Origin of the sequence: Asticcacaulis endophyticus (assembly GCF_014652575.1) — a bacterium.
GTDB classification, from domain to species: Bacteria; Pseudomonadota; Alphaproteobacteria; order Caulobacterales; family Caulobacteraceae; genus Asticcacaulis; species Asticcacaulis endophyticus.
Window position 1 is genome coordinate 133,792 of the sequence record NZ_BMZB01000003.1, and the last position, 15,068, is coordinate 148,859.

Below are 15,068 nucleotides of genomic sequence, written 5' to 3' on the forward strand. Positions count from 1 at the left end.
GCGTACCTTACGCCCGTCTGCGTTCCTTATGCCGCGCCAAAAGATCCTTAAGATAGCGCCCGGTCCACGATTTCGGATTTTCCGCCACGGCTTCGGGGGAGCCGAAGGCGACGATCTCACCACCACCGTCACCGCCTTCGGGGCCGAAGTCCAAAATCCAGTCGGCGGTTTTGATGACATCGAGATTATGTTCGATAACAATGACTGTATTACCGCTGTCGGCCAGTTCGTTCAGAACTTCCAGCAGTTTACGCGTATCTTCGAAATGCAGGCCCGTGGTCGGCTCATCAAGGATATAGAGGGTTTTGCCCGTGGCGCGTTTAGACAGTTCCTTGGACAGCTTGACACGCTGAGCCTCACCACCCGACAGCGTCGTCGCCTGCTGGCCGATCTTGATGTAGCCGAGGCCAACCCGTTTCAAGGTTTCCAGCTTGTCGCGGATGGTTGGAACGGCCTTGAAGGCTTCGGCACCTTCTTCAACCGTCATATCAAGTACATCGGCTATGGAACTGCCTTTGAACGAAATTTCGAGCGTTTCACGGTTATAGCGTTTACCCTTACAGACATCGCAGGTGACATAAACATCGGGCAGAAAGTGCATCTCAATCTTGATCAGACCATCGCCGGAACAGGCTTCGCACCGCCCGCCCTTGACGTTGAATGAGAAACGACCGGGGCCATAGCCGCGCGCCTTGCTTTCGGGCAGGCCGGCGTACCAATCCCGGATCGGACCGAACGCACCGGTATAGGTTGCAGGGTTTGAGCGCGGGGTGCGGCCGATTGGCGACTGGTCGATTTCCACCACCTTATCGAAAAATTCCAAACCTTCGATCTTATCGTGGATGGCCGGGTTAGCGGAGGCGTTGTTCAGGCGTCTCGCCGCAGCCTTATGCAGGGTTTCCAGCGTAAAAGTCGATTTGCCACCACCGGAGACGCCGGTGATACAGGTCATGACGCCCACCGGAATTTCACCCGTGACGTTTTTCAGATTGTTGCCGCGCGCGCCGATGACCTTGAGCATCTTCTTTTTGTTAATCGGACGACGATCCAGCGGCACCGGAATCTCGCGCTTGCCCGTCAGGTACTGGCCAGTCAGAGAGTTAGGATTGGCCTTGATGTCCTCCGGCGTGCCTTGGGCGACGATTTCACCACCATGAACGCCGGCGGCGGGCCCCATGTCGATCACATAGTCGGCGGTCAGAATGGCGTCTTCGTCGTGCTCGACCACTAGCACGGAATTGCCCAGATCGCGCAAGCCCTGAAGGCTTTCGAGCAGGCGGTCATTGTCGCGCTGATGCAGGCCGATGGAGGGTTCATCCAGCACATAAAGCACGCCGGTCAGCCCCGATCCGATCTGCGACGCCAGCCGGATACGCTGGCTCTCACCGCCTGACAATGTGCCGGAATTGCGCGACAGGTTGAGGTAATCCAGCCCCACATCATTGAGGAATTTCAGGCGATCCAGAATTTCCTTGAGGATACGCCGCGCGATATCCATCTGCTTTTCGCTTAGATGGTTTTCAAGATCGGCGAACCACGCGTGGGCCTTTTTAATAGACAGGCCTGACACCTGAGCGATATCGAACGCCTTGATCTTAACCGCCAGAGCTTCGGGCTTGAGGCGCTTGCCACCACAGGCTTCGCATGGGGTTTCGGACTGATAGCGTGCCAGATCTTCGCGTGCCCATGCCGATTCCGTTTCGCGCCAGCGCCGCTCCATATTGGGTATGACGCCCTCAAACGGTTTGGTCACATCATAACGGCGCGATCCGTCAGCATAGGTAAACTTGATCTTTTCTGAGCCTGAACCGTGCAGAACCACAGCTTGCGCTTCAGGTGTCAGAGCGCGCCATTTGGTGTCCATCGCAAACCCGTAGTGCAACGCTAGGGCTTGCAGCGTCTGAGTGTAAAGCGGTGAGGTGCCTTTTGACCACGGCGCAATCGCCCCGCCTGTCAGGGTTGCCGTCTCATCCGGCACGATCAGTTGCTTATCGAAAGTAAGCTTTACGCCCAGGCCATCGCAGGTCGGACAGGCCCCAAACGGGTTATTGAACGAAAAAAGACGTGGCTCGATCTCGGCAATGGTGAAACCAGATACCGGGCAGGCAAATTTTTCGGAAAAAATGATACGCTTGGGCTCGGTTCTGCCTTCGGCCCGATCTTCCTCTGAAATGTCGGCATATTCGGCAATCGCCAGTCCGTCAGCCAGTCGCAGGGCGGTTTCAAGGCTATCCGCCAAGCGCGCCATTAGCCCGTCTTTGATGACCACACGGTCGATGACGACATCAATATCGTGCTTATATTTCTTATCGAGCTTGGGGGCGTCTTCGATTGGGTAATAGGTGCCATTGACCTTGAGACGCTGAAAACCCTGGCGTTGAAGATCGGCGATTTCTTTTTTGTATTCGCCTTTCCGGCCACGCACAAACGGCGCCAGCAGCAGAATGCGTGTGCCTTCGGGCAATGACACCAGCTTATCGACCATCTGGGATATGGTTTGAGACTCGATAGGCAGGCCGGTAGCAGGGGAGTAGGGAATGCCGACTCGCGCCCACATCAGGCGCATATAGTCATGGATTTCCGTGACCGTGCCGACCGTTGAGCGCGGGTTTTTTGAGGTCGTCTTTTGTTCAATCGAAATAGCGGGCGACAGCCCTTCAATCAGATCGACATCGGGCTTGGACATCAGTTCAAGGAACTGGCGCGCATAGGCCGACAGAGACTCCACATAACGGCGCTGACCTTCGGCATAGATGGTGTCAAACGCCAACGATGATTTGCCAGACCCGGACAAGCCCGTCAGCACGACTAACTTGCCGCGCGGGATATCGACATCCACCCCTTTGAGATTATGTTCGCGCGCACCACGTATCTTGATAAAGTCAGGATCGGCCATGAGGTCCTATAGTCCGGTTTCTGGATAAGAAGTCTATATAGGATAACCTCACGCTGACCAAAAGTGTCAGCATGACGCCCATGTTTATATTATCTTATATAGCTGCGGACTTTTAAGCCTGATTTGGCAAAATGTCACAAGAACAATGAGGCAACGTATTTTTGTCTCAATAAGGCCGGAATCTGCGAGGAACCTGCCATAGGCAAAGGGGGCCTTATGCGCAGTTCACAACAGGTAGTTTTATGGCTGGCCGTGGCTGCCGTTTTGGTTTTGCATATGTTGGTGATGCTTGCGCTTAGCGCGTGGGTAAAACCCAACGGAGTTATGAACCCTGCCCCAGTAATTGAAATCTGGTCACTTGATGAAGTGCCTGAAAGCCGGGTAGACCGACAGAACAAGCTAGCTAAATCTGTTGTGCATCAAACTGGGCCGAACACAGATATTGCTACTGATGAGATATTGGCCGGACACTCAGAAAGTATGGATACTCTGTCGTCGCCCATTCAAATTAACGAGCAGGATATTCTACGGCAAAAACTTATGAACGCTCTTCAGAGCGCCCGCAATTGTATTGCTATGCGTCGTAAAGGGGAGGTTTTGCCGACATATTGTGAGGGCGTAAGTCGCACTGAAATGGCTAAACTTCCCATCCTGCCGGAAGGAAGTAATCGCGCACTGGCTCAGCAGGTGGCCGACCATGAGGCCCATAAGCAGTATGTGCGTGAACCGGGCGCAACAGCTCTTTGGCAAAGGGTCAATCGCGACCCATTTCGTGATGCCAAGCATAGTGACATTCCACGACCGGGCGCCTTCGCAGACAAGAAGGCACAGCGTAAATCGGATGCTTTCGGTGAGTCCGATGATTTCTACGCAAAAGATCGCACTTCAGGCATTCAGCCAAGTCTGGATTAAAACGATCTCGCGCTTTTAAGCCTTGTGAGATAGGTTAAGCGAGGTAGGCTCACGGTAAATTTGCCGGGCGCCGGGGCCGTAGCTTGCGCCCTGAGCTTTGCGTTCCGACACATCAGTAGCTATTGCTTGCAAAATACCTTCGGTTACAGCGCGGGCGGCTTCGACGGCAACGGCGTGGCGCTTGGCGATCTCCATAAAGTTTTCAGTTGCGGTTCGCAATTGAGATTTGAGGGTGTCTCCAAGTCCTGACAACAGGGTGGGGTCTGCCTTAAGGCGCGCGGTTTCCATCCGGTACAAGTTGGATAACTGGCGCGTTTCTTCAATGCCGGCGTGGATATCCTGCGGGCGATGAGCCTCCAGCGCTTTGGTTTCAAAGGCTAATCGTTCACCCAAACGCTCGGTCAGGCTAAGAATTTGGCGGGCACGATCAGAGGCATTGTTTGCGGAAAGGGTCATGACGCGGCCTTGGCCTCCTGAAGTTGCAGCAGTTGTTTTTGAATGGCGTCGGAAATGCCGATGCCGCCATGAAGTGCGGTCTGCTTGGCGATGGCTTCGGTATAGAAGGACTTGAAGGCTTCTTCGCCTTCGCCGCCGCCGAACATGCCATCCGTATCGCCGACGCCTTGGAACATCGATTGCAGCATGGCTGACAAGACCATGGTTTCAAATTCCTGCCCGGTCTTTAAGGCGCGTGCCTGATTGGCCGACTTTGCCTGATCGCTGACGGCCGCAATCTTTGCGTCTGTATTCTGGCCTTGCAGGCTTAGGAGGGCGTTGCTTGTCAGGTTCATTAGTTTATCTCGCTCACGGCTATTTCGCTGCGCTCATGCCTCCGCGGGGGCGGCGAACGGTCGCCGACGCCCGGTCGGGCGTTGTTAATCAGGATAACCATCACATCACCTCGATATCGGCTTGCAGAGCACCGGAGGTTTTGATGGCTTGCAGTATCGAGATCATGTCGCGCGGTGATACCCCCAGCGCATTCAAGCCTTCGATCAGATCACTAAGCGAGGTCGTGGCCTTGAGGTCATAAAGCTTCTTGCCCTTTTCTTCATCAATGGAGACTTGGCTATCCGGCACCAGCGCGGTTTGCCCCTGACTAAAAGGGGCCGGTTGACTGGCGAAGGGCTGTTCCTGAACCGAGATGGTCAGATTGCCCTGAGCGATGGCGACACGGGAGACGCGCACATTCTCGCCCATGACGATGACGCCGTTCACTTCATCGATCACGACCTTAGCGGGGGTGTCGACATTGACGTTCATCTGTTCAATATCGGTGACGAAGTTCATCATATTGGTGCCCTGCGGCGCTTTCAGCGATACAATCGTCGGGTTTTCCGCAAAGGCCGTCCCCGGATAGCTGGCATTGATGGCCAGAGCGATGCGTTTTGAGGTGGTGAAATCCGGGTTCTTAAGCGTCAGGCGCACAACCGGCATGGCGTTAAGGTCAAAGGCGATTTCGCGCTCAACGATACCGCCCGAAGCGATGCGGCCGGACGTCGGCACGCCCTTGGTTATGGATGAGCCCGACGCGCCGCCCGCAGAGATTGAACCGGTCTGAACGGTGCCCTGCGCGACCGCATAAGCCTCGCCATCAGCGCCCAGTAGCGGTGTCACTAGTAACGTGCCGCCCAAAAGGCTTTTGGCGTCACCCATGGCTGATACCGACACATCCATGCGCGAACCAGATGCCGAAAAGGCAGGCAACTCCGCCGTGACCATAACCGCGGCGACGTTTTTGGTGTTGAGGTTGGCGTCGCGAACATTGACCCCCAGTCGCTCCAGCATGGCTTCAAGGCTTTGCTTGGTGAAGGGCGCGTTTCGCACGCTGTCACCGGTGCCGTTCAGGCCTACGACGATGCCGTAACCGATAAGCTGGTTTTTACGCACGCCTTCGACATCGACAATGTCCTTGATGCGCGACGCCGCAAAACCCGGTGCCGCGAAGGTCAAAAGCGCCGTGGATAAAAGCAGCAATCGGGGCAGGAGGGACGTGAAAAAGCGCATGATCACCTAAACCTTACATTAGTCGGGAGGGGCTATGCGAAGTTTGTGCCAACTTAGGTTGTGAAATTTCTCAATTAAATCAGTGTGAAAATTGGTTAATTGGCGTGCTGTGACCGGGTGGGGAAAAAATTGCCCGGATATTAACGTCAAAGTTACCATCAGGGGGAAATATTGACCCATGGTGCAGGGGTATGATCCCGCGCCCAGAAAGCGGACGCTTTTTGAAAGCAGGCATAAGGCCTGAGCATATTTCATCCATAGTACAGGTGTTTTTGGCGATGACGCTCAGGATCAATCCTTCTCAAGGTTTAGGCGCTTCGGCTACGGCGGGCGGCGTTAAGCGTACCGGTGGTGATGGGTTTTCCTTATCGAAAGGAAGTTCAGCGCAAAGTGCGGGATCGGCTGCCGGTGCAGCACCCGCCGCCGGGGCCTTTGGTGTGGGCGGCATCGATGCGCTTTTGGCCTTGCAGGCCGAAGAAGACGTACTGACGGGACGCAGACGGCGTCAGATCCGCCGGGCCAATGACATTCTGGATGTGCTGGAGGACGTTAAGGTCTCACTTCTGGACGGCACTCTGGCGGATTCCACGCTACTTAATCTCAAAACCATGATCGCGGATCGGCGCGAGGGCGTCGAGGATGAAAAGCTTCAGGCGGTTCTGGATCATATTGAAACGCGGGCGCTGGTTGAACTTGCCAAACGCGGCCTAAGTTAAATCTGCATTGCAATGAAGGGGTTAGTTACATTAGGCGTCTTAACACGGCGGCCTATTGTCTCCCTTGTGAAAAAATCCTGCGCAAAGTCATTGAATCGTCTTATTCCGGTGTCTATAAGCCGCCTAAAAAAGGGCTGTCCGGTTTGTGGCGTGATGTTTGCAGCCGGAGCTAAATGGTTTGGGGAATGTTAGGGCCTTTGGGGACTTAACAGTTAGATTCGGAGTGCAGGTCTTATGAGTACACTCGATATTCAGGTTAAGGGTGAAGGTTACAAACCGTCTGACGGCGAAGAATATATGAACGACCGTCAGTTGGCCTATTTCCGTAAAAAGCTGGTGGAATGGAAAGAAGATATCCTGCGCGGCTCGAAAGAGACCGTCAACACCATGCAAAAAGAAACCGAGAACCATCCTGATCTGGTTGACCGCGCGTCATCAGAATCGGATCGTGCGCTGGAACTGCGTACCCGTGACCGCCAGCGCAAGCTGATCTCCAAGATCGAAGAGGCCATCAGTCGCGTTGATGATCAATCTTACGGCTTTTGCGAAGAAACCGGTGAGCCTATCGGTCTGGCCCGTCTTGAAGCCCGCCCGACAGCGACCTTGAGCATCGAGGCTCAGGAGCGTCATGAGCGTCGTGAGCGCGTTCACCGCGACGACTAAGCTTGCCGGATGGCGCGGGCTCTGGTTTACTTACAGAAAAGTATAACTGGAGGCCGGATGTTCAGGAAAATTTTGATCTTGGCGGCGATGGCTATGGTTGGCGGAGCCTTGCCTTTGTGGGCGGCGTCACCAACCGTTGATCCTGTACCGTCCGCTCGTCAGGCTTTGCCAGAATTGCCGGTGACGTGGGATCATGTGCCGTATGAGCGCATGAAGCGGAATTATCCAACCGTGGCCAAGCAACGCAATCAGCCCGGCTCAGTTTTGGTTTCATGTGATTGGGATGATAAGGGCCGCGTTACGGAATGCGAAATGATTCGCGAAACGCCCGAAGGCTTAGGGTTTGGAACCGCTACGCTGGAACTCATGAAAGCCGCGACGGTCAAATCCAAGGTCGCGGGTGAACCTCTTGTCGCGGGTAAAGGACTAAAGCTGTTTGTTAAATGGGAACAATAAAAACTTTTGACCCTTTTAACTCAATGTGTGACAGCGTATGGGAATGTCTCAATTTCGACAGTAACCCAGAGACATTACGCCCATGACCGTTAAGGTTCGTTTCGCTCCGTCACCGACTGGCCGCATCCATGCGGGCAATGTTCGCGCCGCCCTGATCAACTGGCTGTTCGCGAAGAAGCAGCAGGGATTATTTGTCCTGCGGATCGATGATACCGACCTTGAGCGCTCGACCAAGGAAAATGAAGACCTGATCGAGACCGACCTTAAGTGGCTGGGGCTCAACTGGGATGAGCGTTATAACCAATCGAAACGCTTTGATATTTATCAAAAAGCCGCCGATGCGCTGAAAGCCGATGGCCGTCTTTATGCCTGCTATGAAACTGCCGATGAGTTGGATCGCCGCCGCAAGGTGCAGTTATCGCGCGGTCTGCCGCCGGTCTATGATCGGGCTGCTCTTAACCTGACCGAAGCTGAAAAGGCCGCCTTTGAAGCTGAAGGCCGCAAGCCGCACTGGCGCTTTAAACTGGATGGCAAGCGCGTTGCCTGGGAAGATCTGGTGCGCGGGCACTGTGAAGTCGATACGACCTCCATGTCCGATCCGGTGCTGATCCGCGAAGACGGTGCGTTTCTCTACACCCTGCCGTCGGTGGTCGATGACATCGATATGAAGATAACCCATGTCATCCGCGGTGAAGATCATGTCGCCAATACCGGCACGCAGATCGAGATTTTCGAGGCCTTATCGGCATTTTTTGGCGGGGCGCCCCTACCCACTTTTGCGCACATGACCTTGCTGGTCGGGGCGGACGGTGAGGGGTTATCCAAGCGTCTGGGGTCGATGTCGATTTCCCAGATGCGTGAAGATGGTTTGGAACCTTTGGCGATTACGTCGCATCTGGCCAAGATCGGTACATCCGATCCGCTGGAGGTCGCATCTTCGTTAGAGGTTCTGGCCGAGGCACAGGATTTCACCAAGATGGGGCGGGCTCCGGCGCGTTATGACTTTGACGACCTGATGCGACTAAATGCTGGCGTTTTGCAATCTATGTCTTACGCCGAGGCGAAGCTCCGTCTGGAGGCGCTAAGCGTCGATCTGGGCGAGTTGTTCTGGGATACCATAAAGCCTAACCTGCATAAGTTTGCTGAGGTCGTTGAATGGGCCGCAATTGTCCGGGATGATGTGGCGACGGTCATCGAAGACGCGGGCTTTGCCGCTAAGGCGCTGGAACTGCTGCCGGATGATTATGGCCGCGATAGCTGGAGCGCGTGGACGGCGGCCATCAAGGACGCCACCGGCGCCAAGGGCAAGGCCTTGTTCATGCCGCTACGTCTGGCCCTGACCGGCAAACCGCATGGCCCGGACATGGGCGCTTTATCGTTCCTGATTGGCCGTGAAAAGATCGCCAAGCGCTTGGGGGCGTCGGCATAGGGCGCTAAATATCTTGGCAGATGGTCATCAAGGGCGTTACTCTGACCGGAAACGGAGGGTGCGATGAAGGGCTTGCTGATTGCAATGGGTTTTGCGGTTTTGAGTGGGGCTGCCAATGCCGAAGGTGTTGCGGACTTAAGCTGGCTAACCGGGTGCTGGGTTCAGGCGGATGGTGATCGTACAGTCGAAGAGTATTGGACTAAGCCGTCCGGCGGTGTCCTTATGGGGGCCGGCAAGACGCTGCGCGCCGGAAAATTACGCAATTATGAGCATATGCGCATTGAGCCAATTGCCGGTGTGCTGACGTTCACGGCAATCCCGTCAGGGCAGGCGGAGGCCAGCTTTCCGGCGAAATCTCAAGCCGAGGGTGAAGTGATTTTCGAGAATCTCGCCCATGATTTTCCTCAGCGCGTTATATATCGCAAGGCTCACAATGGCTTGTCGGCGCGCATTGAAGGCGTTGTAAACGGCCAATCCCGCAGTGTGGATTTCACCTATAAGCGCTGCGGTGCCGATTAATTGCGCTCCGCAAGTGAGTGGCTTCACATAACCTTGCGCGTATCGATGTCTTCGTCCTGCGTGGACATATGACTTACGGCTTTGAGGATGTCTGAGACCTTATCCACGCTCATATAGGTGCGCTTAAAGGCTTCCGGGGTAAAGCCCTGACCGATCGTGTAGCTTATCATGTCGAAAAACGGGTTCCAGTAGCAGTTCTGATTGAAGAATATGATCGGCTTTTTGTGCAGATCCAGCCGACGCCAGGACAATAATTCAATAACTTCTTCAAGCGTGCCTACGCCGCCTGGAAAAACCACAAACGCATCCGAATCTTCAAACATCAGCATTTTGCGTTCGTGCATGGAATCGACGACGACGGTTTCGACCTCATCAAACAGGCGCTCACGGGTACGCAAAAAGCGCGGCATAATGCCCTTCACCTTGCCGCCAGCATCATAGGCAGCTCGGGCGGCAGCCCCCATGAGGCCGACATCGCCGCCCCCATAGACCAGTTTAAGTCCGGTCTGCGCCAAAAGGGCACCAAATTCCTGTGCGGCCTGCACATAGGCCGGGTCTTTGCCATTTGACGATCCGCAATAAAGGCAGATCGTTTTGATATTCTGATGCGTCATGTCATTCCAATCGTTTGAGCTATCTTAAAATGGCAAGGCTTAAAATTAAAAGAACTTAATTTAGTTCTGATGCGGGCGGCGGCTATTTTCATGAGTGACCCGTTACTCTATCATCGATCGCTATGACCCCGATTGTCGCCCGCCGTGCTGTTCTAAGAACCCTTACCCAGGCTATGCTATGCCTTGGCGTAGGCATGATGGCGGGGTGCGAGAAGGCTGATCCGCAAGGGGGGGCTGATGGGCCGTTTCTGGCGACGAATATGGGCTATATCCGTGCCCCTGAAATTCTTAAGGTTACGATCGGCGGAAACGGTGTTGTCAAAATCAGCGGTGTCGCCCGCCCGGATGGTCGCGTTCGTCTGACCAGCCGTCAAGGGCAGGCTTTTGGCGTTACTGCCAATGCGCGTGGAGAGTTTGTGGCCGATTTGCCTAATGACAGCAACGGCAATCTCTATGATGTGTCGATGGAGGAATCCGGTCGGCTGATGAAGGCCGAGGGGCGGCTGTTTGTACCGACCGGGCAGCCTGAGCGCGCGGTTTTTATGCGCTCCGGATCTCCGAGCCTGCCCTTATCGCCCCATGCGCCGCTTTTGGCCGTTGTCGATTATGACAGGCTGGGCGGGGTCGCGGTTGCCGGGCGTGCCAAGGCCGGGGCTGTGGTGGCTCTGGGGGTCAACGGGGCAGATGTTGCGCGCGTTAAGGCCGATGAGGCGGGGCTTTACAGCGCTATATTGCCATTACGGCAGAGCCTGGTGGGGCAGGCCGTTATGCTTACGGCGCAATCGGAAGGTGCCGTTGATGCCCGTACGGTAGAGTTGCTGGCGGAGCCTGGGGAAATGGATTCTATACAGCCTGCTGAGGCGGCGTGGAAGGTTCACTGGCTCTTGCCGGGGGGCGGGTCACAAACCACCATGGTTTATTAGGGCATAAATGTAGAGGCTCCGACGCAAAATTCAATTTCGTGGATAATTTGCAAGTTAGGCCTTGCGCCCTAGCCTGACAGCTTGCTATAGGGCGCTCCTTCGCTGCTACAAACATTCCCCGGTAGCTCAGTTGGTAGAGCAGTCGACTGTTAATCGACTTGTCACAGGTTCGAGTCCTGTCCGGGGAGCCAGCGCATTCATCCTGAAAATTGTTAGCTGTTATGTTGTGAGTGAATTAAGCGCTCATGCGCGCTCCAGTTTTTATATTAAACTCAATACCCATAAACGCATAAAAAAAGCCCGAAGAAAACCTTCGGGCCTTATAAAGTTTGGTGATGGTGGGTGTCTTTAAGAAAGCAAAGACAATACTTGTCTGACTGATTTGAGTTAATGAAATATGAATATCGTATCGGCGTTATAATTTAAATCAACCATTGCCATGAGCGCAGATCATGCCTTGCAGACGCTGGCCATTTGCGTAGTCCAGATGCTGTAGGCACCGGGCTGTAAGTGCACACCGTCACGCGTTGGAATAGGCTGTCCCAGTTCAATAAGCTTCGCGCCGGTCTCATTCGCCAAAGTACGAATACCTGCGTTCAGGCTGTCGATATAGGCCTGATCAAAACGATCTGCGGCCGCGGCGCCGATATTAGGTATAGTTGCAATCGCAATATCATAGCCCTTATAACGGGTGATGAGTGTGCGGTAGGCCGCCAGTGTTGGTTCAACCGGCTGTGCCTTAGTAAGGTAAGTCTTGGCGTTATTGGTGCCAAGGGCAAAAACCAGACGTTCAGGCCGCGAGGATGATGCAATCAAATCATCGGTCCAGCCGGCGGTGTCCTGGATCGTCGCGCCGCTGACGCCTGCGTTAAGCACAGGCGTGCCGCAGAGGGTATCAAGTTTCGCAAACTCAGTCAGGCTGTCTCCAAAAATAATGGTTTTGGCTTCCATCTGACCGGCTTGCGATTTTATGGCGTTAAGCCTTTGTGGGAAATGGGCGATGGGCTGATTTTTCTGAGCGTTTTCCCAGCCATTATCTTTGCCAAGCTTCCATCCTGCAGCGCCGGCCAGCGCTGTGGCTGATATAAACGCGGGTAGCAGCAACCACGCCAGACGCAGGCGATAGGAAAACGTCTTAACCGAAGTTGTGGGAACTGGAAGGTGGAGTGAGGACGTGGGCATGGTGACTCGATATAAATGTAAGTTCGGGTGTATCTTTACAAATTGCAATCTATAAGTGCAATTGTAATGTTATGGTATGGCCGCGCAGTGCTGCGCGTGTCTAAGCAAAACCCCGGCCATAGCAAAATGGCCCTCAGTTCATGAGGGTTGTGATCTATGTCGTTGAGGGAAGTTGGAGGCCTGACCCGGAGTCGAACCGGGCTACACGGATTTGCAATCCGCTGCGTAACCGCTCCGCCATCAGGCCATCCGAGAGCGTCGAGGTCAGTGCAGCTATCAGATCATATGCGTGGCTGCAATTGATTTTGCGGTGCCGCTATCAGAATTGTTTGGAAAACTCTTATTTTTATGGCTTATTTTGGCGGTTGGGAGAATTGCTGAAATGCTTTTGAGCGCCTATAAGCAAGGGAATCTCTCCTGCGTTTAAAGGGTCTGAACATGGATTACGTCGCCGCTCGCAATAATATGGTCGAATCTCAGGTGCGTGTGAACGATGTCACCGACATGGCTTTGCAACGGGCTATGCGCCATGTTGAGCGCGAGCGTTTGTGCGCGCAATCTCAGGGCTTTGCCGCCTATGGTGAAGTTGAGGCTATGATCGCGCCGAACCGTTACCTCATGAAGGCCCGCGATATTTCCAAGCTTATGCACGTTCTGTCGCCCAAGGCCGGTGAAAGCGTTCTGGCGATCGCCGCACCTTATGCGGGGGCGGTTCTGGCGCATGCTGGCCTTGATGTGATTGTGCAGGAAGAAGATGCGCGCACCCTGGCGGTTGTTGAGCCTTATCTTAAAACCCTCGGCGTTAAGACGCAGACTCAAGGCTTTGCAACCCCTGTGGCGGGTGAGTACGACCTGATTATTATCGAAGGCGCTGTTAGCGAAGTGCCTGATGCCTGGCTTAAGGCGCTTAAGATCGGCGGCCGTCTCGGTGTGGTGGTGCGCACCTCTGCTGTCGGCAAGGCGACTGTCTTTACGAAGCTTGATTCCGGGGTATCCGCCGGTGAAGTTTTTGATTCGTCGCCATCTATCCTGTCGGGCTTCGAGAAGACCAAAAGTTTTGTGTTCTGAGTTTACCTGCGACATTTCCACGCATATGGCAAATGTGAAAAAAGCTTAATTCGCCAAATACCGTAACTTGTGCCAGAGATGACCCCAAGGGTTCTTCGCGCCCAACGGCGCAGGGGCATGACGCACAGGGGCGTCATTAATCTTTTTAGGGAAGTTATTTATGTCGGGTGCGAAGTCTGTTCGGTTACGTGTCGGTTTAAGCGTTCTGGCGCTATTGGCTGGGGGCAGTTGGGCCGGACTGGCCTCCGCCGAGACGCTGACGGATGCCATAGCCATGGCCTATGCCAGCAACCCGACCATACAAAGACAACGTGCCCTTCAACGGGCGCAGGATGAAACCTATGTGCAGGCCCGCTCCAGCCTGGGGCCCTCGCTGAATGCAGGTGCGGATGTCGGTTACAATGATCTGCCGGATCTGTCTGGCAACCGCTCATCCACCTCTCTGACCCTATCCGCCAGCCAACCGATTTTTGCTTCGGGCGCATTGGTATCGACACTGGATGCCGCCAAGGCTGATGTTTTGGCCGGCCAAGAAGGCCTGCGGTCGGTCGAGCAATCGGTTCTGTTGAATGTGATTTCGGTCTATACCGCCGTGCGCCGCGATCAGGAAGCCCTGCGCATCCGTCAGGAAAATTATGAGGTTTTGAAGCGCCAACTGGACGAGGCCAATGCGCGCTTCTCGGTCGGCGACAACACCCGCACGGATGTGGCGCAATCCGAAGCGCGTCTTGCGGCCTCGCAGGCGTCTCTGGCGCAAGCCAAGGCGCAACTGGACACCAGCCGCGCGTCATATATCGCCATCGTTGGTCAGGCCCCGACCAATCTGGAGCCGGAGACAGCGCTGCCCAACGTACCTACCGATTTTGATTTGGCGCTGAATGCGGCTGAAAAATATAACCCTGATCTGAACTCGGCCTTGTTTGCCGAAGCTGCCGCGCGGGCTCGTGTCAAGGCGGCGCGGTCAAATCTGGGGCCAACGGTTGGATTATCTGCCAGTTACGGCGCGTTTGCACCGACCAATGATTTCAATAATCTCGATAACCGCGATGCGGCTTCTGCGACCTTGCGCCTGTCGATCCCATTGTTTTCAGCCGGGTTTAACACCTCACGCATTCGCCAGGCCGCAGAAGGTCACATGGCCCAAAAAATGACGGTCGAAGAAAGCCGCCGCGGCGTCATTCAGGATACGTCATCATCGTGGGCGCAAATGGTGGCGGCCAAGTCGGCAACGGCAGCCAATCAGGAGCAGGTGCGCGCCACCCGCCTTGCGGCTGAAGGTGTCAAGATGGAGTTTCAGGTGGGGCTTCGCACCAATATCGAAGTGCTGAATGCCGAGCAGGAATATCGGTCGGCACAGTTGGCGCTGATCAATGCCCAGCGCGACGAATATGTGGCCTCATCCCAGCTTTTGGCGGTTATGGGCAGCCTGAATGCGCGTGAACTGGTGCCCCAGGTTGAGGTTTATGACCCCGCTAAGAACTTTGATCGCGTCAAGAATAAAGGCATGACAATTGAGCCGGTGATTCGCGCAATTGACGGTCTTGGCGCGGGCGTTACGGATGGTATGACTGAAAAGTAGTCATTTTCGCCATTGCAAAACAGGCTGATTTTTCAATGAGTAACAGGAAAATTAGCCCGTTTCGCGAATTAATGGGCGGCTTATAAGCTTAAGAGTTGCCAAAA

At 54.6% G+C, this 15,068-nt stretch carries 15 protein-coding genes and 2 tRNA genes; 10 read left to right on the plus strand and 7 right to left on the minus strand.

Going from position 1 to position 15,068, the window contains the following annotated elements:
* Positions 1 to 7: 7 nt before the first annotated feature.
* Positions 8 to 2,896 carry an excinuclease ABC subunit UvrA gene (uvrA, locus tag IE102_RS11680; RefSeq protein ID WP_189486820.1) on the minus strand — a complete coding sequence of 963 codons (2,889 nt, stop codon included), beginning with the start codon at positions 2,894 to 2,896 and terminating at the stop codon, positions 8 to 10.
* Between the two features lie 216 nt (positions 2,897 to 3,112).
* Here uvrA and IE102_RS11685 point away from each other — a divergent pair, with 216 nt between their 5' ends.
* Entirely contained in the window at positions 3,113 to 3,808 is a 696-nt protein-coding gene (locus IE102_RS11685) for a hypothetical protein (RefSeq protein WP_189486821.1), read from the plus strand.
* Between the two features lie 15 nt (positions 3,809 to 3,823).
* Here IE102_RS11685 and IE102_RS11690 read toward each other — a convergent pair whose 3' ends face one another.
* The 3 genes from IE102_RS11690 to IE102_RS11700 form a co-directional block, all read right to left on the minus strand.
* On the minus strand, positions 3,824 to 4,264 hold the full coding sequence (locus IE102_RS11690) for a flagellar basal-body protein FlbY (protein WP_189486823.1): 441 nt from the start codon (positions 4,262 to 4,264) through the stop codon (positions 3,824 to 3,826).
* Positions 4,261 to 4,599: a rod-binding protein gene (locus tag IE102_RS11695; protein ID WP_189486825.1), complete on the minus strand. Its 339-nt coding sequence runs from the start codon at positions 4,597 to 4,599 to the stop codon at positions 4,261 to 4,263. The genes IE102_RS11690 and IE102_RS11695 overlap by 4 nt, the downstream gene beginning before the upstream one ends.
* A gap of 100 nt (positions 4,600 to 4,699) precedes the next feature.
* Complete coding sequence (locus tag IE102_RS11700) at positions 4,700 to 5,815, minus strand: flagellar basal body P-ring protein FlgI (protein ID WP_189486827.1); 1,116 nt, start codon at positions 5,813 to 5,815, stop codon at positions 4,700 to 4,702.
* A 191-nt stretch (positions 5,816 to 6,006) separates the two neighbouring features.
* Here IE102_RS11700 and IE102_RS11705 point away from each other — a divergent pair, with 191 nt between their 5' ends.
* From IE102_RS11705 to IE102_RS11725, 5 genes are all read left to right on the plus strand, one after another.
* Positions 6,007 to 6,531 carry a flagellar assembly protein FliX gene (locus IE102_RS11705; RefSeq protein ID WP_229807723.1) on the plus strand — a complete coding sequence of 175 codons (525 nt, stop codon included), beginning with the start codon at positions 6,007 to 6,009 and terminating at the stop codon, positions 6,529 to 6,531.
* Positions 6,532 to 6,765: 234 nt separating this feature from the next.
* On the plus strand, positions 6,766 to 7,194 hold the full coding sequence (gene dksA / locus IE102_RS11710) for an RNA polymerase-binding protein DksA (RefSeq protein WP_189486835.1): 429 nt from the start codon (positions 6,766 to 6,768) through the stop codon (positions 7,192 to 7,194).
* Positions 7,195 to 7,203: 9 nt separating this feature from the next.
* Positions 7,204 to 7,650, plus strand: coding sequence for a TonB family protein (locus IE102_RS11715; RefSeq protein WP_229807724.1), 447 nt, complete (start codon positions 7,204 to 7,206; stop codon positions 7,648 to 7,650).
* A gap of 82 nt (positions 7,651 to 7,732) precedes the next feature.
* On the plus strand, positions 7,733 to 9,079 hold the full coding sequence (gene gltX / locus IE102_RS11720; RefSeq protein ID WP_189486839.1) for a glutamate--tRNA ligase: 1,347 nt from the start codon (positions 7,733 to 7,735) through the stop codon (positions 9,077 to 9,079).
* Between the two features lie 63 nt (positions 9,080 to 9,142).
* Positions 9,143 to 9,598 (plus strand): DUF6265 family protein, encoded by a 456-nt coding sequence (locus tag IE102_RS11725; protein WP_229807725.1) that lies wholly within the window; start codon positions 9,143 to 9,145, stop codon positions 9,596 to 9,598.
* A gap of 23 nt (positions 9,599 to 9,621) precedes the next feature.
* On the opposite strand, the gene IE102_RS11730 is transcribed toward IE102_RS11725, so the two are convergent.
* Positions 9,622 to 10,212, minus strand: coding sequence for an LOG family protein (locus IE102_RS11730; RefSeq protein ID WP_189486841.1), 591 nt, complete (start codon positions 10,210 to 10,212; stop codon positions 9,622 to 9,624).
* Between the two features lie 194 nt (positions 10,213 to 10,406).
* Between IE102_RS11730 and IE102_RS11735 the strand changes: the two genes are divergently transcribed.
* Both IE102_RS11735 and IE102_RS11740 read left to right on the plus strand, forming a co-directional pair.
* Positions 10,407 to 11,135: a hypothetical protein gene (locus IE102_RS11735; protein ID WP_189486843.1), complete on the plus strand. Its 729-nt coding sequence runs from the start codon at positions 10,407 to 10,409 to the stop codon at positions 11,133 to 11,135.
* 115 nt (positions 11,136 to 11,250) lie between these two features.
* A tRNA-Asn gene (locus IE102_RS11740) sits at positions 11,251 to 11,326 on the plus strand.
* Positions 11,327 to 11,585: 259 nt separating this feature from the next.
* Here IE102_RS11740 and IE102_RS11745 read toward each other — a convergent pair.
* Together IE102_RS11745 and IE102_RS11750 are read right to left on the minus strand one after the other, a co-directional pair.
* Complete coding sequence (locus tag IE102_RS11745; RefSeq protein ID WP_189486845.1) at positions 11,586 to 12,317, minus strand: GDSL-type esterase/lipase family protein; 732 nt, start codon at positions 12,315 to 12,317, stop codon at positions 11,586 to 11,588.
* 173 nt (positions 12,318 to 12,490) lie between these two features.
* Positions 12,491 to 12,564, minus strand: a tRNA-Cys gene (locus IE102_RS11750).
* Between the two features lie 191 nt (positions 12,565 to 12,755).
* Between IE102_RS11750 and IE102_RS11755 the strand changes: the two genes are divergently transcribed.
* Together IE102_RS11755 and IE102_RS11760 are read left to right on the plus strand one after the other, a co-directional pair.
* Positions 12,756 to 13,385, plus strand: a complete 630-nt coding sequence (locus IE102_RS11755; RefSeq protein WP_189486847.1) for a protein-L-isoaspartate O-methyltransferase family protein — start codon at positions 12,756 to 12,758, stop codon at positions 13,383 to 13,385.
* A gap of 160 nt (positions 13,386 to 13,545) precedes the next feature.
* On the plus strand, positions 13,546 to 14,964 hold the full coding sequence (locus tag IE102_RS11760; RefSeq protein ID WP_189486849.1) for a TolC family outer membrane protein: 1,419 nt from the start codon (positions 13,546 to 13,548) through the stop codon (positions 14,962 to 14,964).
* The last annotated feature ends 104 nt before the right edge of the window (positions 14,965 to 15,068 follow it).